Origin of the sequence: Gilvimarinus agarilyticus, from assembly GCF_000832015.1 — a bacterium.
Taxonomy (GTDB): Bacteria; Pseudomonadota; Gammaproteobacteria; order Pseudomonadales; family Cellvibrionaceae; genus Gilvimarinus; species Gilvimarinus agarilyticus.
Genome location: NZ_JXCJ01000001.1, coordinates 2153848 through 2178751, shown reverse-complemented (window position 1 = coordinate 2178751; position 24904 = coordinate 2153848). Strand labels below are relative to the sequence as shown.

The window sequence follows — 24904 nt, the reverse complement described above, 5'->3', positions numbered from 1 at the left end:
CAGGTACCGTTATTCCCGTCGCACAGTGAACCTAGCGTCGGATATTCAAGCAACTGAGCGAATCCAAAGCCCGTCACGACACGTACAACAGTGGTGCACTGATGGGGTAACAGCCCAGCCTAGCTTACGTCTTTACCGACTTGGTTACGCCGGCGTAAAATTTATAGTTACGATGATGGTGGTAAGTTCAATATAACTGTATAATCCGCCGTTAGTGGTGGCCCGTTAGTGTAGGTTCATTACTGAGGGGGCGAATACCCACACAAATGGTTTCGCTGGCACCTCAACACCGCTAGTCCTAGCGGCCAACATCATAATTACCATAATGAATCGCCGATGTTAGTAAAGTGGCCTACACTTACTGGCAAGAGCTCTATGGTAAGCTGAGCCTTGATAGCGATTTTTGGAGTATTACAGGAGTTAGACATGAACATTAAACACGGGTTGTCCGGAATTTTAAGCATTTTGCTGGCTCTGACCAGTGCGGCTCAGGCCGATGACTTTCCCCACGCTAAATCGGGGCTCTATCTCGGTGGCGAATACGGCATGAGCGAGTACGGTTCAGGCTGTCGCGACATGACCATTAGCTGTGAAGACGACGACGATGCCTACAACTGGTTTGCCGGCTATCGCTTCAACGATTACTTTGCCCTGGAAGGTAGCTATCGCGAATTGGGCGAAGCAACCTCTTGGTACGCCGTTGGCAACAACGGCAAAAAAGAAAAAACCTGGGCCGAAGGCTACGACCTGTCTGTTTTGGTAGGCTTGCCTCTGTCTGATCGCTGGATGGCCTACGTGCGTGGTGGCGGCCTGTATTACGATGCCAGCATGGTAGAAGGTGGTGACCTGTTTATGGAGCAGTCACAAAACGAAACTGGCTGGGCTCCAACCGCCGGCGCCGGTATCGTGTTCCGCGCAACTGAGCACCTGCAAACTCGCCTGCAGTATCAATACGTAAGCGACTACGGCAACAGCGACTGGAACCGCGAGCCAGACGTGCAATCCGTTACCCTTGGCCTGTTGTGGCAATTCGGTAACGTTGAAGGCCGCCCCGTGCAAGAGCCGGTAGCTGAGCCTGTGGCAGCAGCCGTTGCTGCACCGGTAGAGCCAGAGCCCGAAACCAAACCAGTTAACGTGCTTAGCCAGTTTGACTTTGACTCTTCAACCGTCAGCAACACCGGTGCGCTGGATCAACTGCTCAGCGAAATGGGCGACTCTGACGCTCAGATCACCGTTACCGGCCACGCCGATGGCGCGGGCTCTGAAGAGTACAACATGGGTCTGTCTAAAGAGCGTGCAGAAGCCGTTAAAGCATACTTGGTTTCTAAAGGCGTAGCAGCAAGCCGCATTACTCTGGATTGGAAAGGTGAAAGTGAGGCAAGCAGCCAATCACCTAACCCAGCCGATCGTAAAGCGGTTGTCAGCACCGAGCTGCCTAAGTAAAAACAGCTTAGCTTGACGCAAAAAAGCCGCTCTTTTGAGCGGCTTTTTTCTGTGTCGAGTAGCACCGGAAACTTCTTTATTGCGGCCATGCCAAGCTGCACCGTATAGACTGGCTGTCACTCTGTTAGCACTCAGAACTCGAGCCCATCGCACCCCGGGCAGTTTAGGTCTTTTCACTCGCGCCCAACATCCACTCTGGCTACAAACACCCTAGTCACAACGAGCATGCTCTTGAGCCCAGCGGCCACCCTCTTGGTTGACGCTGTAATCAAGCCTTAGCAATTCATCCTCAGCCACGCTCACCTTGGCACACGATCGCGCCACATCATCGCACACGCAATATTCGGTATCCGTTTCAAGCGGCAACTCATAAAAACCGCGATTATTGGTGTTAGTGCTCAGAATCGGGGTGTCGTAATCACCCTCGTGGTACTGAGTAAAGTAAAACGCGCGAATACCCAAGTCGTCATCAACCGAGTGATCCTCGCCCGCAACGTCGTTATAAATAACCGCCTGCCCATAAACCCCTGATAAATGCTAACATCTTCCTCAATGTCGGGGATCCCCGTATCTGAAGATCCCGAACACGCGGCTAACGCCAGCGCCACATCAGCTACCATCATCGGTTTAAACATCATTCAACACTCCTTATTGTTTACTGCATTACTGGGTTACGAGCCAATCAACATTCACGGCTGTTAGATATATTCCGGCGGTACGCCTACTATCAAGGCTCATAATCAGTCCTCCTGAGAGATTACTATTTTATCCAGCCCAAACAATGATTTTTTAATTGCCAGCCGGTAACCCGGAATAGCCAGTAAAAAATAAAAACCGAACATAAGCACATGGAGGACAGGAGACACCAATAAAATCACCACCGCATCAACTAGATTGCCCTTTATGAACTCCACGGCCGCGTAAAAAACACCCACCACAATTCCGGCAAACAAGCCCATGCAGGTAGTTAACTTAAAAAGCGCTCGATAATTGTGCATACTTTCACCCTCCTTGGTTAAAGGCTTGGAAACAATAGACTCGTAACAACCGTTATTTTTATACTTCTGATGCGCTCTCTTCTATATCACTTATCTTACAGGTGCGAGACGCCAGCGTGAAGACGTCCGCACCCAGCCGCCCTACCCCCACAGCCCGTACAGCACCAAACCGGCAGCGGCCGTGGTTAGCAAAAATGCCAGCAGTACCAACAGGCCATCGCGAGCAATTAGGGCAAGGCCAAAGCACGTTAATACAGCGCCGGCGAGATTGGCACTGAAGGGAATAAACTCCATCGCGGGCATCATTAACGCTATGACGATACTGCAAAGTGCCACACAGCGGGCGGGAATATAGCCGCGAATTAAAAACGTTAGCCGGGGCTTTACTAAGCGATCAATAAAGCGCGCAGGTTTGCGCGAAAGCTCTACCGCCTTGGTTAAGCTGCTGCTTTTAACCGAGCGGTTGAGCAGCCACTTGGGCAGCCAAAAGCGCTCCCGCTGCAACATAAGCTGTACCGAAAACAACAAAACAATAATGGCACATAAGGTTGGCACCCCCGGAATATCACCGATCAGTGGCGCTAGCACCAACAAGCCAACTAACAGTAGCACGGGGCCATAAGAGCGCTGGCCGATAGCACCAAGAATCACCTCGACCGTTACGGTGTCGTGCTCCCTCGCGGTCTCCACTACGCGATCCATCACCTGCTCCAGGTTCGCAACTTCCGTCTGATTATCCACGTATCATCACCTCTGAGGCAAAATGCTGCACAGCCGTCAACACAGCCTAAGCTATATTATTGGTCTTGCAATTCGGGGGCGGCGCGCGCCGCCACCCATTGCTTTGACGTTGCAACACCATCTTCTGCAATGTCATGATCAGCCGCTCATCAACACAAAAGCCAAGCATAATTACAGCTATGCCGACTCTGACGTAAAAGGCCATATAAGCCTTACTATTCACTTCTCATTAAAACAAGCTACGATGTGTCGAGGCACATCACAACGAGCATCGCCATGGTCGGGGTATTCTCATTACTGCAACTTTTTATAGCGCACCGTGTAACCCTTACACTTTATCGACGTTAATCAGCCGCTTTCCCGCCACCACTGTGAACAAGCAGAATCCATTCCAGCTATATATAGCCCCAACAACGCGCCAAGCAGCAAAGAACAGAGGCACGTATGGTGTCGATCGAAGACCTACCCCAGCACAAACGCTCATGCCCGAGAGGGAGCTAACAGGCAGCACTGACAGCGACCTACCCCTACCACCGGCTTTAGTTTATGCTTTGTGCTAAACAGAAATGAGGCTTTTATGAGCAACCCCAGTAATTTTGACAAGGTGCGCGCCGCCCAGCAGGAATACAACAACAAAAGAGCCGCAGGCTATCGCGAGCAATCACTAAAGCTCTACCCCTGGGTTTGTGGGCGCTGTACACGCGAATTCACTCGTAAAAACCTTTCTGAGTTGACCGTGCACCACCGTGACCACAATCACGATAACAACCCGCCCGACGGTAGCAACTGGGAGCTGCTATGCCTTTATTGCCACGACGAAGAGCACACAAAGTTTGAAAACCTCGTACGCTACGGCAGTACCACAGAAAAGAAAATCGCCCCCGCCACCTACAACCCTTTTGCCGATTTAAAAGCGCAGCTGAGCGGCAAAGAGGATTGAGCGCGTACCGTTAGTGTTGTGGTGAGTGGTGAGTACTGACTGTGCAGTCACCCAAATAACAGAAAGCGGGGCGGCCATGCAACTTCACAGCATGCCGCATACATGCGAATATAAAATGCATCCCCCAACCCCATCAGCTCATTTAAATAACCGTTTTCAGTCAACTCTCGCCATCAAAGTCGCCTAGACCTAGCGCACGCCGCTTTTTATTGAGACTTTCATAAATAGCATCAGCCCTACTGTCAATAATCTCGCGATCTCGCTCCGTTGGAATAAAATTATTATCCTCAACAAATCCCTCGCGAAAATCCAAGCAGCCTACATTATTGCCCATTCTCGAAGATACTTCGCACATGGCAAGCACTTCGTAAATGGCCGTATTAGACTCCTGCTCGTCGTATAGTCCCGCCAGTAACCTGGAGGATATTGATATGGCATTGGTCACTAAAGCGGAGGTCGCCCCTCTTGCGGCCGCCTCCATTAAAAGGGCACGACTTGCCTCAGGCTCTAAACGTCTTGCATAACGTTCTGACAACTTAAGTAAGGCTCTAACATCGCCGCCGCCCCCAAGGGCATGCAAAGTTTCATCGCTGTAATTATCGTACGCCCTAAGGTCAACATCATCATAATAACCGTGTTGCTCGTGAAGCTCGGCATAATTATCCATAAGTGTATGCGGAGTACTTTTATCGCCCTGCGTCGCTCCAGCTTCAGAATCAGCGTCGGAGCTAACCAAAGCCGCCCTTTCAGCATTCTCGACAAGAGGCTTAACAATTGCGGTGGGTGAGACGTCGACCTCGGCGGCAGGGGGGGCTATAGAGGCAGAGTTATTATGCTCAACCTCCCCGGCACCGTACAAGTAAGTCACTAAAGCAATACAAGCCAAACCAATGCCGACTATCACCACCGTAATTTTATTCATATGTTAAGCGTCTCCATCCAACTATCGCTATCCATTTTACTCTGGCGGGTAATCTGTGCGCTCGATGTTACTTAGGCTTAAGTCGACAGCGCGGCCTGACTTAAACTCCAAATATCGTGCGGCTCGCCTATAGACTCACACCAACAGCTTCCGCCTGAGCCGAACGGGTTTGAGTGTACACCTCAAAATAGTTATAGTTAAATGCACCATATCTATTTATCATAATATATTTTAAAAAATATCGCAGAATAACGTTAATCAGAACATTGAGGATCAATAGCATGAGAAAAGTGTCCGCACTCAACGCTGTGGTGCTTATCGCCACTCTCGCTGGCTGCAACGCCCCGGGCGATAACCCGCAAAGTGGTACGTCACACGCGGGTCAGGCCGCCAGCCAAGCGTCCGCAGGGCAAAAGGCCGCCACATTCACCCAGTTTTCCTATCAGGGCCAGTCTCAGGAGGAAGTCACCGTCGGCAAAGGAGAGTTCCGCAACCCGATTATTTCGGGCTACGCCCCCGACCCTACCGTAGCTCGGGTGGGTGACGACTACTATGTGGTGACCTCCTCGTTCACACATTTTCCGGGGCTACCCATTTATCACTCGAAAGATTTGGTTAACTGGACTCAAATCGACAACGCTATTGATCGCCCGGAGCAATTCGACTTCTCGGGCCTTAACGTTTCGCGCGGTATCTTCGCGCCCGATCTTTCCTATCACGACGGCACCTACTATCTGACATCCACCTGCGTGGACTGTAAAGGCAACTTCGTGATGACCGCCGATAAACCCACCGGCCCTTGGTCCGATCCGCACTGGCTGGGCTTTGAGGGCATTGATCCCTCTATTTACTGGGCCGACGACGGCAGAGCCTATATCCTCAACAACGGCGCCCCCAACGAAGAGCCCCGCTACGACGGCCACCGCGCCATCTGGATCCAGGAGTTCGACTGGAAAAACCTGACAATGGTGGGCGAGCGCAAGCAGCTGATTAACGGCGGTGTGGACATCACCGAACAGCCCGTGTGGATTGAAGGGCCGCACATCATCAAGCGCAATGGCTACTACTACATCACCGCGGCCGAAGGTGGCACCAGCATCCAGCACTCGCAAACCATCTTTCGCGCCGACAATGTCTGGGGCCCTTACAAGCCTGCCGACCACAACCCGATCTTAACCCAGCGTGATTTGGACTTTGAACGCGAAGACCCCATCATTGCTGCCGGCCACGCCAAGTTTGTTCAGTTGCCCAACGGCGACTGGTGGGCCACCTTCCTCGCCATCCGCCCCTACGACCACGACATGTTCAATATCGGCCGCGAGACCTTCCTGCTACCCGTGCGCTGGGAAAACGATTGGCCCTACATGTTGCCGCAAGGCGAGCGCATCCCTTTTGCCATGCAAAAGCCGGCGCTACCCGAGCAGCCGCAACCCGACGTCCCCACCTCCGGTGACTTCAGTTACACCGACGACTTTGACGGGGATACGCTCTCGGTAAGCTGGATGGGTATTCGCGACCCGCAAGACGACTTTTATCAAGTAGCAAACGGCGCTCTCTCGCTGGCTTGCCGAGGCGGGCTTGGTGACTTGAATGCTGTACCCTCTTTCGTCGGGCGCCGCCAACAACACCATATTGCCGATATTTCCACCACGGTCACCTTTGACCCGACCGCTGAAGGCGAAATGGCAGGCCTTGCCGCCGTGCAAAACGACCAGTACTTAATGTTCCTGGGCGTCACCCAACTCGATGGTAAAAAACAAGTAGCGCTTTACCGCAGAAACGGATCGGCTGAAGACGAGCTGATCGATGCCATGCCAGTTTCCAGCTCAGGGGAAGTAACCCTGACGCTCGCGTTCGACGCTGGACAAATGCAGGCAAGCTACGAGGTAAATGGTACGCAGCACACGCTCGCCGAGGGCGTAGACGCCACCATTCTCAGCACCAACGTGACGGGTGGTTTTGTCGGGACTTTGATTGGGCTTTATTGTACGGATTGATGCGTTGTGAACTGCCTTTGCCGCCGTTTGGCGGCAGAGGCAACTCAATAAAGGGCTTCTGGTTTAAGTTTTTTTGAAATCCAAGGCATAGCTCAGATACTTTGTAACCCCGACTCTACGCCAGCCAAGCCCTGATCCCTCAGGCCCTACTTCCCTTAATCCGTTCTCGCCGACTCAATATAGGTACGGCATTCGCTCGGACTCTGTAGGCGAACGAATGTAATATGCGCGTATTGGGGGTCGTTCATTAAATTCGCGTAGCGTTTTTTGTTTTTTGGGTACATACGCAGCGTCCAAAGTATGATTGAGTGCCGTGAGAAAAGCAGGCGAAGACTTTCGCGGTTACCTGTATCAGGCCAAAGCTCTTCCTGCATCCATATTCGCCCAATAGCGCGCTTTAATGCCTGAACAAAGGTTCGGGTAAAACTGAAATCCAACCAGATGATCGTGTCCACATCTTGCCATTTCACCGGCTGGCTCCGGCTGTAATTGCCATCCAACACCCATCTATCGCAGCAAAGCACTTGCTCAAGCTTGGCAAAAAACTCCTCGTCCTCGCTCTCCGTCCATCCCGGCTTCCAGAACAGCGCATCCATATGAATGACCGGACAACCAAGCCGCTCGGCAAGCGCGATTGCGAAAGTAGTTTTCCCTGTACCACTGGTTCCGATAACGTTTACTTTGCGCATATAGAATTTTCTGTGGTTTGTTCTGGTTTTCGGTTCGGGGTATCCCGTCGTCAAGCGCGTCTACGCCTGTAGGCAGGCTAAAAAGGGTACCGGAAAGCTCGGCGAGCCGCTAGAAGACGTGGGGCACCCTGGGTCGAAAAGATCTCGGTGGATGTTTTACAGCGTAGGAGCAAACGCCTCGACAAGCCACAGCCCGATGGTAAGGCTCACCAAGCCGAACAGCGTTGTCTGTACAATCATAGTCGCCGCAAGAGCGGCATTTCCGCCCATGCCGCGCACCATGACAAAGCTTACTGTCGCGGTGGGTGCGGCCGCCAATAAAAAGACCACCGCGACCGCATCTCCCTTTAGCCCCAATAGTAGCGCCAGCGTCACCGCTATTGCTGGCGAGACCAATAGCTTCCAGCAGCTAGCAGCCAGCACACCGTCGCCCATTTTGCCCAGCGATTTCATGCTAAGCGATCCTCCAACGCACAACAGCGCCAGTGGCAGAGACATGTCTCCCAGATAGCCTCCCGCCCGCCGCACGGGCTCGGCAATAGACGGCCCCCAAGCGCCGTAAATCAGCCCAGCGACAATGCCGATAATCAAAGGATTGCGCGCAATGGCCGTAAATACGCCGCGAAAACCACGCTCGCCGTCCAGGTCTCGGTTGAGAGCTACTACGGATAATATGTTGTACAGCACGATGGTGACGGCCAACGGCAGAGCCGCCATAGCGATTCCTTTTTCTCCATAGGCATTCGCGCAGTACGCCAGACCGATAATAATCAGGTTTCCGCGAAAGGCCGCCTGGGTAAGTACCCCTCGGTCTTTTTTATCGCGCACAAACCAGCCGGCCGTGGCAAAGCTCAATATAAAAACGAGCAGAGCACCGGTGACCACGGCGATCATAATGCGACCATCGGTAGCCGAGCCAAAATCCGCGCTAGCGTTACTGAAAAATAACAGCACGGGCAGCCCAACGGAAAAAACCAAACGTGACGCGGTGTTGATAAATGCCTCATCTATCAGGCTCACACGGCGCAATACCGCGCCTAGGGCAATCATCAAGAAAATAGGTGTGCTTACCGATACCGAAAAGATAAAGGTGGATAGTAGATTACTGTCGTTCACGGGGGCTCTTACGAAGATATGTGTGGTGTGTTAGCTTCCGCTTTTTACCGAGACTCTGTCAAGGTAAAGACGGAAGTTTAAAGGGTTAAGCTTGTCGTGAGGGCGTGTGGCTCGTGTCGGTTTTGTCTGTGGTCATTTTTGCTCGAACCGAGACTGGGAACAGCGCAGCCTAAATAATTAACTGCCCCCCGGTTGACGGGTAACGAGTAACGGGGGTGACGAGGTCTCCGGAATGCCCAATTCAAGACCTAATGGAATGGTCCGCCCCACTCCCAATACGGCTTCGAATGAGCCATGATGTGTGTGCGAACAGACATCAAAAAGAGTGGAGCAGACCATGAGTAATCATACCCTAAAAAATGACGTGGCGGTGTTAGGCATTGACCTGGCAAAGCAAAGCTTCCAGCTTCACGGCGTGGATACCGGTGGAAAAACTGTATTGAAAAAGAGGTTATCCAGGAAAGATCTTTACAGCTTTATCGCTCAACTCCCAGCTTGCACCATTGGCATAGAGGCCTGTGGTGGCGCAAACCACTGGGTTCGGGTATTTGAGAAATTCGGCCACACTGTGCATATGATTGCCCCACAATTTGTAAAGCCTTATGTGAAGTCCAATAAAAATGATGCTGCCGATGCCGAAGCAATATGTGAGGCGGTGCAGAGGCCGTCGATGCGTTTTGTGCCTGCGAAAAGTCTTGAGCAGCAAGACATCCAAAGCTTGCACCGCATCAGGAGCCAAGCTGTTGCTCGACGAACCGCGCAAGCCAACCAGATCCGCGGCTTACTGATGGAGTACGGCCTTATCATTCCGCAGGGGATTGCTTACGTTAGAAAGTCGATACCGCTGATACTAGAAGATGCCGATAATGAATTAACCGTTATGTTTCGAGAGCTTCTGGCCAATCTCTACGATGAAATGGTTCATCTGGATGCGCGGATTAAAACCCTAGAAATCAAGCTTGAATCGCTCTGTGTCCAGAATGAAGACTGCCAACGTCTTTTGGGTATTCCGGGTGTGGGGCTGCTTAGCGCAACGGCGATGGTGGCATCCATCGGCGACATTAGCGTCTTTAAAAATGGTCGGGAATTAGCGGCCTGGCTGGGGTTAGTGCCTCGGCAGCACTCCACTGGAGGCAAGCCCACGTTACTAGGTATTAGTAAGCGCGGAGACACTTATTTACGAACGCTGCTCATACACGGCGGACGCACAGTGGTTAGAGTGGCAAACAAGCATGAAGATAAGCGTAGTACATGGGTGACGCAGCTAGAAGGGCGGCGAGGCAAAAACATATCAGCCGTTGCGGTCGCCAACAAAAATGCACGAGTGGCCTGGGCATTACTTAGCAAGAAATCTACATATCAGGCCAGCGCAGCATAGTGCAAAGAATTTAACAGCAAGCTGTTATCAACGAGTTGCGTAGATACAGTTCAAGTGATGGCAAAAAAGGTAATACCTGTCTATCAGTAAGTCTGCTGGGGTCTCGGGCTCATTAGAAGCCGAAGACTTGATGAGACAGATAGGCGCGAATTCCATCAGGGCCAGAGGTTTAAATAACCTCATCCAAAGGCCGGATATATGGAAGCAACCTTTTTACGATTACGAGACATTTTATCTTGCAATACGGGGCGGACCATATATGAGCCCAGCCTTGTTGTGAACCGTCCTCAGTTTTCGAAAGCACCAGCATACCTTACCGGCAGAATAACGACCGGTTTCGGGCGGTTATGGCTATAGTAGTGGTACTGTTTTGTGGGGTGGTTGGAACTATATTCAGAATGGCGGGTGCGCTAGCACGGGTTAGGTTTCTTCAGTAGACTTGGTTCTTTTAGGATTGGGAACCAAGTGAGATGAATGATAGTGAGATTGATAGCATGGTTGCTAGGTTGAGCGAAAAGGCTATGGCTGAAATGGACCATGATACCGCTCTGATTCAGAAGGAGTTTAAGGCTTGGACAATTACTTTAGTGGCGATGGTAGTATTTGAGTTTATAGTGATTGCGTTCACGCCATCCTCCCAGCCGATTAGCAGCTGGTTTATGCAGAGTGGTGTGATGCTGGTAGCGTTTGCTATATACATGGAGTATCGGTTGGCGAAGGCTAAAGATCTCATTCCCACAATTGCGCCTATGTGCGTTCTCATCGATGAGATTCTAAATCGCAGGTTCATTCCGCAGTGGCGTAAAAGGCAAATCATAACTATTGCGCTACTGATTCTAGGAACGCTTATTTCAGGCTACGGTGGGCTGATGTGGCAAGCTGGCACGAGTATCGCTGGAGGGAAGGGCTAGTGGAAAGGCAGGTATTTGACCCAGGTAAAGGGTTCTTTGAGTTACCGGTTGTTCGCTGGGTAGTAGGGATCGGCCTGGCGCTTTTCGCTATATCTGCTGGTGGCTTTCTGTGGTCCGCATGGGAGTTTGATAGGTGTTGGTCGCCAAACTGCCTCAATTACTTCTTTATCAACTTAATGAAGGTGCCCCTTGGCATGCTGGCTTTTACGGCAGCCACGTTGGCTCTTATGGCCACGCATCACCGCTCCAAGCAGTTCGCGCACCAGTCCACCATTACTAACTACTACACCCACCTCAAGGAATTTAGGGTTTATATGGATGGGTGGAAGTCTGAAAGAGTAAAAAGTTACTCTTCAAGCAAACTTTATCAAAAATTTTTTCCGTCTGTTCTTTATGGGACAGCCGACGTCTGTGAAAACTTCCTAGGAGGATGTGAATACGAATTAAGTTGGATTAATGGTGCGCTGGAGAAGCTCCTAGAGGAAAAACAAAGACCTCAAGAATGGTACGAGGAACGAACACAAGAAATTATCGATGGGGTTGAAAGTTTTTGCGATCTTATACTTGAAGATGTGGAGCTGGACGGACCTAGAAACTTCTTTATGGTAACACAGGGGCTTTTACCTATTCCTGATGGTTTAAGGAGCATCTTTGGGAATCGCTTGTCGGATCTCGTGGGAGCTATTGCGCTCATTCAATATGTAGTGGAGTTTGACCCCTATGCAGACTTGAGAGTGTTTAATCACAAAAAGAATATACTGGAAGAGCATATGTCTATATTGAGACATGGTCGATCTTAGGTGGTTGCGATATGGAAATTTCGGGGACAGTTTCCACAATTCAGGATAACTAAACGAACCAGTCGAAGCTCTCAAATGGTTGCCATTCTTTAAGCCACTTGCGAGTCAGCATTGCAAATAGCCTTAGACAGCTCCATCGAGGAAGCACCCAAAGCCAACAATGACTTAATCAACGCATCAATCGACACGCTCGGATCGCCGGCCTCCATTTTGGCAATGCGCGACTGGCTAGACTTTACCCGCTTGGCAAGCGCCACCTGACTTATTTGCTGGCTTTTTCGACGCTCTCTTAAAGCGTTACCGAGCGATATTTTCATATCAATATAAGCTGACTCTTCGGGCGTTAACCCGAGAAAATCGCTTGCATCACCAACTGTCCAGCCAGTAGCCTCTAATTCTTTGCGTTTATCGGCACGCATTTAACTAAACCTTTTCGACTTAATCCCCGTCAATTTTATACCAAATATAGCATAATTTCGAACAGAGTATTCTGCCGCAACTGGGAACGCACCCGCCAATCGAAACGCGCTACGGAGCGCCGCCTTTGGGCCCCTGCGACTGAGCCGAACGGAAGCCGATTTTAGGGGGTAAGMAAATAGGACATTTGCGCAAGTATCGCCAGGCCATGGACAAGGTGAATTGTGCAGCAAGAGAGGGTGCCCTGGGGTACGGCCTGTCGATACGGCCCGCTAAAATCGGCTGGAGTGAGGGCACCCGAAGGGCCAGACGCCGGGGTGCGTTTGACGTGCAGGATGCACTAATGCAGCGAGCGTATGGACACGCAGGAGCAGCATTGATTACTTCTTGTCGCACAACAAGAAGTCATTCGCCATCGCCCGGCGATAGAGGGCGGGAAGTACGATATAAAGCTGGTTTGAGAGGGGTTGGAGCGAATTAGGAGTGACAAGAAAAGAACAAACCGGACTTCGATAGATGTTAGGCACTGATAGAACCGCCGCCTAGCGGGATGCATGGGGCAGCGGAGCTGTGCAAATTCGCTCCCGGCGAATTAGTGAACCGCTGGCGTCAACGATCTCACCCAACTAGACCCACAAACAAAAAACCCCCTATCCTGTCGGACAGAGGGTTTTGTGTTTGGTGGAGCCTAGCGGGATCGAACCGCTGACCTCAACACTGCCAGAATCGCGGGGACAAACTGCTAAAGCTTTGATATAAAAGGAAATACCAAACAAATTGGGCGCTTATATCCTTGTCAAAATGTCATCGTTTTGCACAACAACGAAACTCTCTGTGCTTGAGCCACGGGGGTTCAAATACAGTCCACACCGAGTTGCATAGGATCTGGAGCCTTCGGATTCTTGCACACCCCCCTTGAGCGCACTATACGAATGCATACGAATTGACTCTACAACCTCATAGTGTTGGCCAGTAGATTGCGATCGGTATACGCCAAAGTCACGATTCTTAATAGAGCTTAATGCCATAACCACAGCCTCTTTAGTAAAGTTAGACAATCTGCATTGACAGGCTAGCCCGCCAGAAAACAAAGGTACCGCTCACCCTTAGGCGTGGACAAGGAGTTTCTAACGCTTTAAAACTCCTTGCGTTCAGCCCAAAGACATGGTAGCTGTGCTAGACAGCTAGCACAGCATGCGCCGCCCCGATGATGGATTGGCCGTGCACTCAAAAATAATTATTAAAAATCAATTAGTTATATAAACGATTAATTGTTGTTTGCACTTTTTGTGCACTTATCAGGGAGGTTATCGCCATGTGCGGACGACTAAACGTTGTAGACGACCCGCTAACTCAGTGGGTTTGCGATGCGCTAGGCATTGAATTTAGCACCACAACCAATACTGATTTACGCCCAACCCACCAGGTGGCCACGGTGGGCGCTCCCGATGCTGCGCTACAGCAAGTGGATACGGTATGGGGCATTAAGCCGAGTTGGTCTAAATCGCTACTGATAAACGCGCAGGCTGAGACGGTGGCGGAGAAACGGACGTTTAAGCGGGCGTTTGCCGAGAGCCGCTGTGTGGTGCCCTGCACTGGGTATTATGAGTGGCGGGATGAAGGCGGTAAGCGCAAGCAAAAATACAGCTTTACGCGCGCCGATGGTGAGCCGTTGCTTATGGCAGGGATTTATTACCCGGGCGATGATAATGCGCTGGTGACGTTGACGACGGCACCTAACCAGCGGCTAGCGGAATACCACCACCGGATGCCGGTGTTTATCTTGCCAGGTGAGGTGGATGCTTACTTGAAAGGTACCGCCACCGATGCCCTGCCCCTGTGCACGGCGATCGATGGCGATTATTTTGCGATTGACAAGGCGAGTTAGTCGGTAAAGGGTTTTACCATGGTGTAGTCGATTTGGTTGGCCGAGGCGCTATGCACGACGAATACGGCATTTTTGTAGCGGTACTCGGTTTCGGGCTGGTAGTCGTAGCTAAACTCTTGAGTGAATGCGTCGCGCAGCATGTCGTCATTGTATTCTTTGTACACAAAATTCAACTGGCCGCCGGACATGCCCAAGTAGGTTATGGTTTGGCCAAACCCATCAAACTCGCGTAAAGCGCTGCCGTCGGGCCCAAGGGTGTAGTCAATGTTTTGGACTGGGGCTGTGGCAATGCTGCCGGGCTCTGAGTCTGGGTACCAATAAAGGCGGAATGGCTCGCGGCTCTCTGTTCGATTTATCGCTACACCACCTTTAGAGCCGTACTGATTGGCGTAATCCATTCGCAGGTTTTGGTCCAACTCGTAATAGTCGTACCTGTTGTCTTTACCCACTAATACGCCAACGCCGGGCCTAGCGGTTATCGTATAGGGGAAGGATTTAACGGCGGCCACGCCCGCCACTTTGCGGGAATTCTCACCACTGATTGTGGCCGGCTCGTGCAAAACAATCGTTTTTTGCTTAGCCACTCGCCATGAAGTAACGATCATGTCACCCGAATAAGCAGTGCGCGTAAACGACGGCTGAGAGACATTATCTGGATTAACCTTTCTGTAGTGCCCCTGGGTGCCGTCAGCTTCCCACGATGTGCTGCAACCAACCAAAGTCAGTGTCAGCAGCGCGGCTAAATACCGTTTCATACGCTTATCCCTTTTTGATGTTTATAGGCGCATAGTACCACTGGCTTTAAATTGTTCAATGCTGGTTTTTGGGCGCCGCCATCGCCCAAAACCGTGTACAGCCCAACAGATGGAAAGACGGTAACTGTAGTCGTGGCGTTATACTCGGCGTTCGATGGCGATTATTTCGCAATTGAGGGCCACTTAATAAATTATAAAGTGGATCGGTTGAGTAAACGTTGAGCACGTTTTTAGCAGAGTAAAGCTACCCGAACTTGCACTACACAGCAGAGCAATCACCCGAGCAGCTAGACTGCTTAATGCACAAAAATTCTATTGATGGAGTCTCGAGGCACAAGTCAAGCCACTATTCAGAACGTGGAGCACCGACGAGGAACCTTGATGTGGCAAGTACCTGTAAACCGGAATATTGGAAATCATCAACAAATAGGGTGTTGCGTTTGAGGCAAATGCTTTCACTCGCCGGTTACAATACTTGCTCAATACAAAACTAGATGTCGCGCATATTTCAGAGCCCGGAGACGGCGAGGCACCCATTATTGTCATCGGAGGCTTATACGAACTGCAAGCGGTAGTGGGCCCATTCGGAGAGTTAGCCCCGCAATGCCCGATGGAGGCATCAGTATGCTCCAAAGCAAACAAATGACCCACTTCGTGATCAAAGGTTAAATTCGCGCTAGCGTATATATCTCTGATCGTCGCGTAACGACCGCAACCTCTAAAGTTACAAGAATAACCGTGATTCGAATAACTGGTTAACCCTGCAAATCCATGCCGATCATCACCCGGCATCTTTTGATTGTCCGCCACTAACAGCACCGCTATATCAGCGCCAAAACTATTCATGTGCTGACTAACTTCAGAGCTAGTAATAAACCACCGCTGATCCTCAACAATCGAGTCGGTAATCGAGCCGCTTGACCCTTGTGATGTGCCTTCGACAAAAGCACTATTAAAATTCAAGGTAGATGTCTCAATGGCTCCCACAGAAGCCAATGGGGTTGGCGGATTCCCCTGCATCGTAAGGGCGGCGGTACGCTCATTAAAACCATCGACCATATCACCAACCCAGCTTTCGACATTTGCGGATCCGCCTTTATTGTTCTTAACTGCGGTTGTGTAAAAGAATAACACGTTAACTTCGCTTTCAGCCGCCACCAAGGCGGCGTTGCAATTCTGCGAGAAACTTGTTGGACTTTTGCACACCAAAAACGCAAAAATGAACATTTTTATTAACGTACGATACTGCATATAAAACTCCTTTTAATAATCAACAGACAGTTTCTCTAACTGCCGCTCTGGTGCATCATCAGGCGCCGACAGCCTAATATAGCAATATTTTGGACTTATAACCTTGCGCGGATTAGTCCTCACAGTCCGCCCCGAAAGTATAAAGAGTCAGCCTACGGCCGAGGCTAGATTGACCCTAGCACAGAAGCACACGCAAAAAGTAGGTGCCAAATGTAAAAATTTATTCTGCTGACTGCTATTCATAAACGAAAAACCACCCAAACCCACGAACGGCCCAATAGATAGGCAACCGGTACCGGCGGCGCACTTGCTCCCACGCCATTACTTGCTTAAATAGCTGGTCGGATTGCTTGCGCGGGCGGTGGTGGCGGTAGCAGTAGTCGTGGACGATGGCGCCTAGCACGGTGCGGCCTTTAAGCCAGGTGTATAGCGGGCCTAACTCGCGGGCTACGCTGTCTAGGTCGCAGATAAAGCCGGCGGGTATGGTGGTGCCATCGGGCAGTATGATGCGCTCGAGCAGGCGCACGGTTTTGCCGCCCGGTAGGTGGCGCACGCTTACGCCGGTGTAGGTACCTTTAAATAGCTCGATCATGCGGCGGCGGGCACGGGGTCTACCCACACCACGGCCCATATCTCGGTTATTTTTTCGGCGTCGGTTAGGGTTTCGTCGTCGGCGATGCTGCCTATGGTGGCCATTAAGCTGGCCTCGGCGGCAAAGGCGCCTTGTACGTGAGCAAAGATGGCATCGCCCACTACGGTTAGCGCGGGCTGGTCGAGGGTGACAAAATCGCCGGCCTGTGTTTTCCACGTAAGCACCAGCGCGGGGTTTGCCGCCATTTTGGTTAGGCTGGTATCAATGTAGAGTGCTGTGTCGGTATCGCTCGCGATCTCGGTACCGGCTACAGTGACGCCGCTATTTTGAAACTCCCAGCGCGCAGCGGCAATCTCGGCGAGTTTGGCATCGACGATATCGGCCAGCGGCGGCGTGTTGATTACCCACGTCGTGCGCCACTCGCCTGGTGCAGATTTGTCGATCTCGCCCTGTGCCACGGTTTGCCACGGCTCAATCACCGGCGGCGGTGTTTCGATGTACTCGATACGCAGCACATCAACATCGGCCAGCTCGGCATTTGTTACCGCCGCCACATTCCCCACGGTGCGCGTAACGGTAACGTTGCGCTCTACCGGCTGCGGGTCGCGCTCGGTTGTGCTGATAACCTCGCCGGCTTCGTCGTACTCCACGAGCGGCGGCTGTGGCACTAGATCGGTTTTGGTGCGCTGAATGGGCTGCGATAGCCGAGTTTTAACCTCTCGCTCTGACAGCTCGGTGCGTGTTTGAGCATCAATGTATAGTTGCATTAATCGATAACCTTTGTGATTTGGACAACGCCATTGCTTGCGTTGAAAGACTGATAACTACCGCCACCAATACTGAGCTGGTAGCCGCCACGGCCGTAGCTGCCACCCAGGGGGTTTGTCGGGGAGGCGATGTAAGGGTTGTAGCTTTCGGATGTACCAGAGCTCTCATTCCATACAGCCCCCTCACCCGCGTTGTTCGCGTTGCCCGCCGCCTGAGTAAACGCGTCGGTAATAACCAGCGTGCTACCACCGTTAGTACCATCGGGGGCGACGATGGAAACCCCAACATAGGTTCTATCGGTACCGTTAGTGCCGCGATACCCGATAGTTATAGCTATATCGCCCACAAATGAGCGTACAGTGGGCCCGCTGGACGAGGCGTTGCTGCCGTATTGCCCAGTCAGAACCCCGCTTTTGTTAATGTTTCCACCATGGCCTTGGCCTGCCCCCCTAACAAACACCTCAGCCACAAATGCCCCAGAGAACTCTGCAGCGGCCGTGATATTAAAACTCTCACCGCGCGGATAGACATTGCCATCTATTTCAATCATCGGGCGCTTGTAGGCCAACAGCGACATCATTCGTAGTACCTCGAGTCGCCGTAACTGCCGTTCACATTCTGCCCGGCTAGTGGGTCAGTTTGCAGCGTGATGTAGGTGTGTCCGGCGCGCTTTTCTGCAGTTGTGCCGCCGGTGTTTGTGTAGATGGGTGTGGCGTGCCAGTGTAACGACCAACCAGCTGGTAGCGTGTACAACACATCGTTTTTAACAGCGACCCCCTCGATGTGGATTGTGTAAGTCGCGGGTTTTGCGGTTTGCAAGCCGGTGATGTCAAAATCAAACGCGCCACTCGCGCTGATCGATGCGTCAGAGCAGTCAACGTCTACCCAGTTTTTTTGCGAGAAGTCGACGGGAATTTCGATGTTGCCGCTGCCGTCTTCGTCGGCGGACGTATAGGTTTGGGTGCCGAGGTAGCGGATGGCGTCGGCGGCTGCTACAGCTTTGTCAACGTACGAATTTCGGGCGACAGGATCTGAACCCACTATTGCGGACTCGCCCGTTACAATGTCTTTTGAAAGGAAAGGGCCTCGGCTTACTTGTATATTTTCGATTATGACTCCAGTCGAACCATCGCCGGTCACAGTTGTACTGCCAGAGTCCCATATATAAACCTGAAGGCTAGCCGTCACCGTATCCACAGCTGTCACTGACAAAGTACAAGACCAGAATCCATTCTGTCTCTTTGAAATCCTCCCAGCGGAGCTAGACGGAACACCTGTGATCAGGTTGAAATCCACACCGCGCTCAGGGCCACTTCCGAATGCATTAGAAGAACCAAGAATTCTTATTCCGTCAAAACCCTCAGATTTTGCAGTCACTCTAAACTGATAAGTCACACCTTGCTTAACAGAAAGCCCATAAGTAACACCATAAATAGCATCACCTTCACCTGTAACTAAACGGTCGCACAATAATTCACCATACTGGTTTTCCCGTGAATTAGGATCTACCGTAGTGTCATTTACTTTAAACCACCCCGTAAAATTATTGGAATGCTCAATCAGGTTCTCACCGGGGGAGGTTAAAGAAGATCCAACCCAGTCAACATCTACCAAGTCACTACCACCACCAAAAGACAAATCGTGCACATCCCGCTTAGCCGCCGTCCCCAACTCTAACGACCAATCGCTGTTGCTTTCACTGGGCACACTCGCGGCCACGTTGGGGATATCAACCACACTACGCCAGCGGCGTGACGGTGTGCCGTAATCCACCGATTGGTTTTTGGCAAACGCGCCGGTTTGCTCCGACCACAGGCCCACAAAATTGGCCGCGCCAGCGGCGGCTATGGCGCTGGCGGCGGCATCGTTGGCTTGCCCGGTGGCGCGGTCGGCCTCTTGTGTGGTGAATTGGGCGTTTTGGTGGGTGGCTTGCGCGGCCTCATTCTGGTAAGCCGTGTGCTCGTTGATGTCATCAAAAATATCGGGCAGCTGCACCATGGCATTGTTGGCGTCGGTCGCGAATTGATTTATGGGTTTTTTATAACTAGGCCAGCTGCCGGTGGCTTGTATGTCCTCGGGTGGCGTGGTGGGTGTTACTGCAGGCATTAGATTTCCTCCGCGGTAAATTTGATAATGCCGTAAGGCGAGCCTGTGGGGATTTTGCCTTGAGGCGTGTCTTTGATGGCGCCTAACATAATGGCGCTTTTGTCTATTTGGCTGCCGATAATTACGATCGGGCCGGCCATGTAATCTTTAAGGGTGCTCAGGGCTGAGTCGTATAACGCTTTGCGCACGAGTACGCTAAAGTCTGTCTCGCGGTAAACGCGCTGGCTAATGAATACCAGGTTTCCGAACGCGTCGCGCTGGCGACCACCACCGACGGGTATTAAACGTGTGGGTGGTTCGGGTTGGGTTTTGCCCGGGTCCCACTCGGTACCAATTAACAGCTTGCCGCACTCGGCAATGTCGCCAATGTGATTAATGGTGATGGTGAGCGTGCCGCCAGTGATGCCGGGCAAATCTAAAATGGCCAAACGCTGCTCACTACGGGGCAGTACGTGAAACCACAGCCACCAGTTGGTAATGTCGGTGCTGTCGAACAAATCGTAGGATTGCTCATAAACGACGTTGTTATCAGCGTCTTTGTAAAGCACATCGACTGTGCGTGCATATAACCCCAATAACGTTAGGGAAGTAACAATGCCGGCTGGTTGCAATATGGTGGTAATTTCATCGGGGTTGCTGGTGCGCACGTCGGTGCTGCGCGTTATATCAAACATCTTAAAACGGTTGGTTTTACCGGCAATGCCCCAGCTTGGCGGATCGGTTAGCAGGCCTGCGGTTGGTTCGTCGGTGTTGCTATCTTGCAGGCTTTCGTAGATGTCGTGCCCTACCCGCACCTGATCAAACTTGTCGTAGGTGCCAGCCGCCCATTCGGGCTCTGTCTCGGGCACGCTGGACGACACCAGCACGGTATCGTCTATTAGGTTGGGCTTTACTAACTTCACGCGGCGCTCCCGTTATCGGCGTATTGGTCGTAGTAGTCTTGCCGGATTTTGGCGGCTTGCACGCCGGTGTTGTTGGCGATGTCGGCCAGGTGATTGCGCATGGCTTTAAGCTCGCTGTTGTCTTGCCGGGCGCGCTCGGCTTGCTCGGCGCTTAGCTGGGTGCGCATATTGTTTATCGCGGCTTCTAAGTTAAGGGCTTTGTCGTCGATGCCGTGCAGGGCGTTTACTTGGTCTTCAAACAGTTTGTATTGGTCTTCTAGCAACTGTTTTTCTTCATCAAACTTTTCTTGTGCATCGGCCAGGGCTTTATCGCGGTTGCGATCGTTGCTGGCCAGTAACGCGGCATTACGGCTTTGGGCGTTTTTTTCGTCCTGTTGCAGCTGTGCCAACAGTTTTTGTTGGTCGGTTAGCTCTACGCCGGTGGCCTTTTGCAGTTGGGCAAGGTCGTTTACCGCGTGACCCATGGCAAGGCCAAACGCCTCAGCGGTGGTAAAAAATTGCTCGCCATTACTAAGGTCACCCGCCAGCGCGTTAATAATATCGGCACTGGGTAGGCCACCGCCGTTGTTGGCGGTTGCCAATAAGCTGCTAATGTCGCCACGAGCGGCGTTAAAGCGGTTTTGATCAAGCGAAAAGCTTTGTACTTGCAGCGAGCCTACGGCCGATTCCAGCGCGCTTGCCAGGCTGGTTAAATCGTTAATGCTGCCTGATAGCGCCGTGCTGCGGCGCTCAAACCGTGAAAGTTGAGCGTCCAGCCAGCTGTTGATGTTATTGGCTTTGGTGTCAAAGTCGGCGTTAATGGCATCAACGGTGGATTGGTGCGCGGTGCTTAGCTGGCCTATCTCGCTGTCAATCACGCCGCGTAAATCGCTTAGCGCGCCGCTGGTGCGGTTTTTAAAATCGTCCAGTATGCCGGCTTGCTCGGCTAGGTAATCGGCCCATGCTTTTTGGCCGGCTTCGCGGTCGCGTATCTCTTGCTCTCGCCATTGTTGCTCGGTGTCGGCCTGGTCTTTTAGCGCCTGCAGGTATTCATCGGTGGCGCCGGCCAGGCTAAGTAGTGTGGCTAACTGCTCTTGCCCGGCCTCGGTAACCACCTCTTGTGCCTGCACCATATCGCGGTAGGCTTGGGCGGTTTGCGGTACCGCTTGGCCAAGGCTGGTGAATACGTCGGTTATTTGCCCCTCTAAATTGTTAAAGCGGTCGGCATCGGACAAAAACGCGTTGCTGTAGGTGGCCAGATATTGGCTTAACACATCTTGCCCGCCGGCGGCGCTGATAACGCCTTGGGACTGAAACACCGCATCGGTACCGGTGGCCTCAAAGTTTAAGCTTAGGCGCTTGGCTGCGTCGGCAAACTCGGCGGTTTGGCTGGACAGCCGCAGCATAGTTTCGAATGCGCCCTCACCTACTTGCTGAAACTCTTTTAATACCTCGGTGTGGCTTAGTAGCGTGGTGGCCCACTGGTCGAGCGTGCTGCTAAAGAATGATTCAATTTCTTCGGTAAGCTCGTCGCCTTTTAAATCTTTAAGCGATAGCCGGCCGGCATCGATAATCAGCTCGCCAGCGCGGGCGCCAAAGTCGATGCCGTACTGCTCACTGGCGGACTCTAGCGCTACGCCCGCGCTGCGGAATACGCCGGTTAGTTGTTGCAGTACTTGTTGGTCTAAGTCTTCGGTTAGGGTTTCAAAGTCTTTACCGGTGCTTATACCGAATATTTTTTTCTCTTTGGTGATGTCGGCGTAGGCTTGGGCATCCAGTAAGCCGCCATCGATGATGTCTTGCAGGGTGCCGCCAAATACCTGTATGCCCGAGTCGGTGAGCTTGGTTTTTGAGCGGAACAACTGGCCGGTAATTTCACCAGCGATGCCATCGAGAAAGTCGAGCACGAATTCATCAATGGGGTTAACCAGTAAATCGAGGTTATCGGCACCGCGTAGAATGCGGTGGCCAATACCCAAAGAACCGTGCTCGCTGCCTATCTCGCCGGGCAGTGTGGTGCCAAATTGGTACCCGCTGTACACATCGGCGGTTGCCGAGCCAAAACCGGTACGAGCAAAGCCTTGGGCCACACCGGTGATACCGGTGCGAATATCCAGCAAGGTTTGCAGCTGGGCGTTGTTAACGTTTAGGGCGTCGCCGGCGGTTTGCTCTAAATCCGCAATAACGTTGTTTAAGCTAAACGATTTATCATCCAGCGCGCCCAGCAGTGTACCGGTGGATTGGTTACCCTGGCGCACCTCGGCGGTGAGGTTAGCAAATTTGTCGTCTTGCTGGCTGTTCCACTCGTTAACGCCCGCGATTACGGCTACCGCGATGGCGGCGTAAATGCCACCAGCGGCGATGGCGCCACCGGCCTGGTTGGCGTCGTCGGCACCCGTGCCGCCACTTTGCGCGGTAGAAAACTGCAATTCGATTTGGTTGCGCAGGGCTTCATCGGCCATGTTACCCAGCAGGCGGGTAAAGTTTTGGCCGATATTGTCAAAGGCGCCGTCGGCATCGGTGACTAGGCCGCTCATTACGCCATTGGATATATCACCCAAAGCATTGTAATCCTCACCTATATCCAACACATAAGATGTGTCAACACTGCCGGACATAAGCTGATCGAGTACGTCTTTTTGATCACGTAATGACTGGTTGTAGTCGTAAATTGCTAGGGCGGCCTCTATCTGCTCGTCGTTAAATTTTTCGAGGCGTAAAGAGTATTTGTATGCCGCGCGTTCGCCCTGCTCTAGCAGTATGCGCTCTTGCTCTAAGTTCGCTAACAGCTTTGAAAAAGGCGCATTGACGCTGCCTACAGACTCTCTGACCCCATTGAGCACATACGAAAAGTCAAGCGCATCTTCAGTGAGGCCAGCTAAAGGCGATGGCGCTGAGGGGGCTTTGTAAAAGTCGGCGATTTGGCTCTCTAGTTTGGCAAGCTCGGCTTTTAGTTCTTCTTCGTTGTAGTACTCCACCACGCCATCTTTGCCAAAAAAGCGCAGGCGATTGGTTAAACCAAATAGGCTGTCGTCGCTTAGAAGGTCGCGCACTTTCTGGGCTTGTTCTTCCAGCCGGGCGATATCACCAGCCGCCGCGCCATTTAGGGTGGCGGCTACCTCCTCGGCAATAAACTGGGTAACGTTTTTGGTGTCGACCAGTAGCTGGACCATCCATTTGGATAAGTCGGCTACGCCACCGACAATGCCTTTTAGGCCATCGATGGTGGCTGGGTCATTCATTAGGTCGGTAAAGTCGCGCATTTGCGGCAACAGGCTTTGCAATACCTCGTTACCGGCACCGCCCACTGCGGCCTTTAAATCGCCCATCGTGCGATTAAACGCCTCGGCACCCTCGGCTGTGTCTTGATCCAGCACCACACCCAGCTCTTTAGCGCGGTCGGTAAAGCGGGCCATCTCTTTGCCGTTGTCGGCAAATAACGGAATTAGGTCTGAGGCATCGGAGGCAAGCGCCTCCATGTAAAAGGTCATCTCGCTTTGCGAGACGTTGGCGGCCTCTAGGCTGCTAACGTACAGCTGCAGCGCATCTTGCCCGTTTAGCTTTTTAAATTGCTCGGCGGTAACGCCTACTTGCGGGGCGATGTTTTCAAAAAAGTCGGCCATGCCGCCGCCACCGGTGGCGATAAAGTCGCCAATTTTATCGCTGGTGTCTTTGAGTATGTCGGCGTACTTTTCGTTATCGATGCCAAATTGCTTGGCGGCGTAGCTGCCCGCGCTTAGGGCCTCGATTTTTATGTCAAGTGCGCGGGCGGTTTGCAGGTAGGCGGTTGCCTCATCGGCTTGGTTTTTTATCAATGCGGCCGTAACACCCGCCGCCGCCACACCCATACCGGCAATGGCTTTGCTGGCACGCTTGGTAAACTTGTCGATGTTATCGGCCGTTTTTTTCATGCGGCGGTCGGTTTTGTTTAAACCTTCATCAAAGCCGCCCATTTTGGCGATAAGGTCAACGGTAAGCGTACCGATACTGGCGGAGGCCATTAGTCATTTTCTCCAAACATGCGGTGGAACATTTCGGGGGTTAGTTCTGGCTCGTCGTCTTTGTCGGGTGTGCTGCCGTAGCTAGGCAAAAAGTCTTCAGGCTTAGCGCCTTTGTTGCCGTGGCAAAGCCGGGTGACAAAAATTAAACGGGCTATGGCGTAATCAATGCGACGGCCAATGTTTAGCGGGCCAAACTCGGCGCGATATTGCTGCCAGGCTTTTAGCTCACTTTGGGTGAGGCATTCCTTTGCCTCGCGTACGGTGTTACCGCCGATGCCCGCGAGTACTAGCTCATGGAACAGGGCATCGA

General features: G+C 52.1%; 23 protein-coding genes. 7 read left to right on the top strand and 16 right to left on the bottom strand.

The genetic code is table 11. The features are described from left to right. Positions 1 to 426 precede the first annotated feature (426 nt). Positions 427 to 1443 carry an outer membrane beta-barrel protein gene (locus SD69_RS09350; protein ID WP_041523005.1) on the top strand — a complete coding sequence of 339 codons (1017 nt, stop codon included), beginning with the start codon at positions 427 to 429 and terminating at the stop codon, positions 1441 to 1443. A 210-nt stretch (positions 1444 to 1653) separates the two neighbouring features. On the opposite strand, the gene SD69_RS09345 is transcribed toward SD69_RS09350, so the two are convergent. The 3 genes from SD69_RS09345 to SD69_RS09335 form a co-directional block, all read right to left on the bottom strand. Then, on the bottom strand, positions 1654 to 1905 hold the full coding sequence (locus SD69_RS09345; RefSeq protein WP_041523004.1) for a hypothetical protein: 252 nt from the start codon (positions 1903 to 1905) through the stop codon (positions 1654 to 1656). A gap of 278 nt (positions 1906 to 2183) precedes the next feature. Continuing rightward, the gene (locus SD69_RS09340) at positions 2184 to 2441 is read right to left on the bottom strand and encodes a hypothetical protein (protein WP_041523003.1); all 258 of its coding nucleotides are present in this window, start codon (positions 2439 to 2441) and stop codon (positions 2184 to 2186) included. A 141-nt stretch (positions 2442 to 2582) separates the two neighbouring features. Then, entirely contained in the window at positions 2583 to 3182 is a 600-nt protein-coding gene (locus SD69_RS09335; RefSeq protein WP_041523002.1) for an exopolysaccharide biosynthesis protein, read from the bottom strand. 577 nt (positions 3183 to 3759) lie between these two features. Between SD69_RS09335 and SD69_RS09330 the strand changes: the two genes are divergently transcribed. Then, positions 3760 to 4122, top strand: coding sequence for a YajD family HNH nuclease (locus SD69_RS09330; RefSeq protein WP_041523001.1), 363 nt, complete (start codon positions 3760 to 3762; stop codon positions 4120 to 4122). A gap of 160 nt (positions 4123 to 4282) precedes the next feature. Here the strand turns inward: SD69_RS09330 and SD69_RS09325 are convergent, their stop codons facing one another. Beyond that, on the bottom strand, positions 4283 to 5044 hold the full coding sequence (locus SD69_RS09325; protein WP_041523000.1) for a hypothetical protein: 762 nt from the start codon (positions 5042 to 5044) through the stop codon (positions 4283 to 4285). A 281-nt stretch (positions 5045 to 5325) separates the two neighbouring features. On the opposite strand from SD69_RS09325, the gene SD69_RS09320 reads away from it, so the two are divergent. Continuing rightward, a complete protein-coding gene (locus tag SD69_RS09320; protein ID WP_084591533.1) occupies positions 5326 to 7041 on the top strand; it encodes a glycoside hydrolase family 43 protein in 1716 nt (571 codons plus the stop codon). Between the two features lie 155 nt (positions 7042 to 7196). Here SD69_RS09320 and SD69_RS09315 read toward each other — a convergent pair whose 3' ends face one another. Both SD69_RS09315 and SD69_RS09310 read right to left on the bottom strand, forming a co-directional pair. Beyond that, on the bottom strand, positions 7197 to 7730 hold the full coding sequence (locus SD69_RS09315; RefSeq protein WP_041522999.1) for a P-loop NTPase family protein: 534 nt from the start codon (positions 7728 to 7730) through the stop codon (positions 7197 to 7199). Positions 7731 to 7886: 156 nt separating this feature from the next. Further along, positions 7887 to 8846 (bottom strand): AEC family transporter, encoded by a 960-nt coding sequence (locus SD69_RS09310; protein WP_041522998.1) that lies wholly within the window; start codon positions 8844 to 8846, stop codon positions 7887 to 7889. 337 nt (positions 8847 to 9183) lie between these two features. Here SD69_RS09310 and SD69_RS09305 point away from each other — a divergent pair, with 337 nt between their 5' ends. The 3 genes from SD69_RS09305 to SD69_RS09295 all read left to right on the top strand — a co-directional run bounded on the left by SD69_RS09305 (position 9184) and on the right by SD69_RS09295 (position 11935). Then, a complete protein-coding gene (locus SD69_RS09305) occupies positions 9184 to 10224 on the top strand; it encodes an IS110 family RNA-guided transposase (RefSeq protein WP_041522997.1) in 1041 nt (346 codons plus the stop codon). Between the two features lie 470 nt (positions 10225 to 10694). Then, complete coding sequence (locus tag SD69_RS09300; protein WP_041522996.1) at positions 10695 to 11135, top strand: hypothetical protein; 441 nt, start codon at positions 10695 to 10697, stop codon at positions 11133 to 11135. Next, on the top strand, positions 11135 to 11935 hold the full coding sequence (locus SD69_RS09295) for a hypothetical protein (RefSeq protein ID WP_041522995.1): 801 nt from the start codon (positions 11135 to 11137) through the stop codon (positions 11933 to 11935). The genes SD69_RS09300 and SD69_RS09295 overlap by 1 nt, the downstream gene beginning before the upstream one ends. Before the next feature lie 89 nt (positions 11936 to 12024). Here the strand turns inward: SD69_RS09295 and SD69_RS09290 are convergent, their stop codons facing one another. Then, positions 12025 to 12354, bottom strand: a complete 330-nt coding sequence (locus SD69_RS09290; RefSeq protein ID WP_041522994.1) for a helix-turn-helix transcriptional regulator — start codon at positions 12352 to 12354, stop codon at positions 12025 to 12027. 1313 nt (positions 12355 to 13667) lie between these two features. Here SD69_RS09290 and SD69_RS09285 point away from each other — a divergent pair. Continuing rightward, positions 13668 to 14240 carry an SOS response-associated peptidase gene (locus SD69_RS09285; protein WP_052481032.1) on the top strand — a complete coding sequence of 191 codons (573 nt, stop codon included), beginning with the start codon at positions 13668 to 13670 and terminating at the stop codon, positions 14238 to 14240. Here the strand turns inward: SD69_RS09285 and SD69_RS18095 are convergent. The 9 genes from SD69_RS18095 to SD69_RS19285 all read right to left on the bottom strand — a co-directional run bounded on the left by SD69_RS18095 (position 14237) and on the right by SD69_RS19285 (position 24869). Beyond that, positions 14237 to 14995, bottom strand: coding sequence for a hypothetical protein (locus SD69_RS18095; RefSeq protein WP_052481031.1), 759 nt, complete (start codon positions 14993 to 14995; stop codon positions 14237 to 14239). The genes SD69_RS09285 and SD69_RS18095 overlap by 4 nt on opposite strands. A 312-nt stretch (positions 14996 to 15307) precedes the next feature. Beyond that, positions 15308 to 16246: a zinc-dependent metalloprotease family protein gene (locus tag SD69_RS09275; RefSeq protein ID WP_041522993.1), complete on the bottom strand. Its 939-nt coding sequence runs from the start codon at positions 16244 to 16246 to the stop codon at positions 15308 to 15310. Positions 16247 to 16481: 235 nt separating this feature from the next. Further along, positions 16482 to 16865: a DUF1353 domain-containing protein gene (locus SD69_RS09270; RefSeq protein WP_198144082.1), complete on the bottom strand. Its 384-nt coding sequence runs from the start codon at positions 16863 to 16865 to the stop codon at positions 16482 to 16484. Further along, the gene (locus tag SD69_RS09265) at positions 16835 to 17605 is read right to left on the bottom strand and encodes a DUF4376 domain-containing protein (protein WP_041522992.1); all 771 of its coding nucleotides are present in this window, start codon (positions 17603 to 17605) and stop codon (positions 16835 to 16837) included. The genes SD69_RS09270 and SD69_RS09265 overlap by 31 nt, the downstream gene beginning before the upstream one ends. Beyond that, on the bottom strand, positions 17605 to 18186 hold the full coding sequence (locus SD69_RS09260; RefSeq protein WP_041522991.1) for a hypothetical protein: 582 nt from the start codon (positions 18184 to 18186) through the stop codon (positions 17605 to 17607). Before SD69_RS09260 ends, SD69_RS09265 begins: the two co-directional genes overlap by 1 nt. Continuing rightward, a complete protein-coding gene (locus SD69_RS09255; protein WP_041522990.1) occupies positions 18183 to 19712 on the bottom strand; it encodes a phage head spike fiber domain-containing protein in 1530 nt (509 codons plus the stop codon). Before SD69_RS09255 ends, SD69_RS09260 begins: the two co-directional genes overlap by 4 nt. After that, complete coding sequence (locus SD69_RS09250; RefSeq protein ID WP_041522989.1) at positions 19712 to 20614, bottom strand: hypothetical protein; 903 nt, start codon at positions 20612 to 20614, stop codon at positions 19712 to 19714. Before SD69_RS09250 ends, SD69_RS09255 begins: the two co-directional genes overlap by 1 nt. Continuing rightward, the gene (locus SD69_RS18090) at positions 20611 to 24594 is read right to left on the bottom strand and encodes a hypothetical protein (RefSeq protein WP_052481029.1); all 3984 of its coding nucleotides are present in this window, start codon (positions 24592 to 24594) and stop codon (positions 20611 to 20613) included. Before SD69_RS18090 ends, SD69_RS09250 begins: the two co-directional genes overlap by 4 nt. Beyond that, positions 24594 to 24869, bottom strand: coding sequence for a phage tail assembly protein T (locus SD69_RS19285; protein WP_456297718.1), 276 nt, complete (start codon positions 24867 to 24869; stop codon positions 24594 to 24596). The genes SD69_RS18090 and SD69_RS19285 overlap by 1 nt, the downstream gene beginning before the upstream one ends. Between the last annotated feature and the right edge of the window lie 35 nt (positions 24870 to 24904).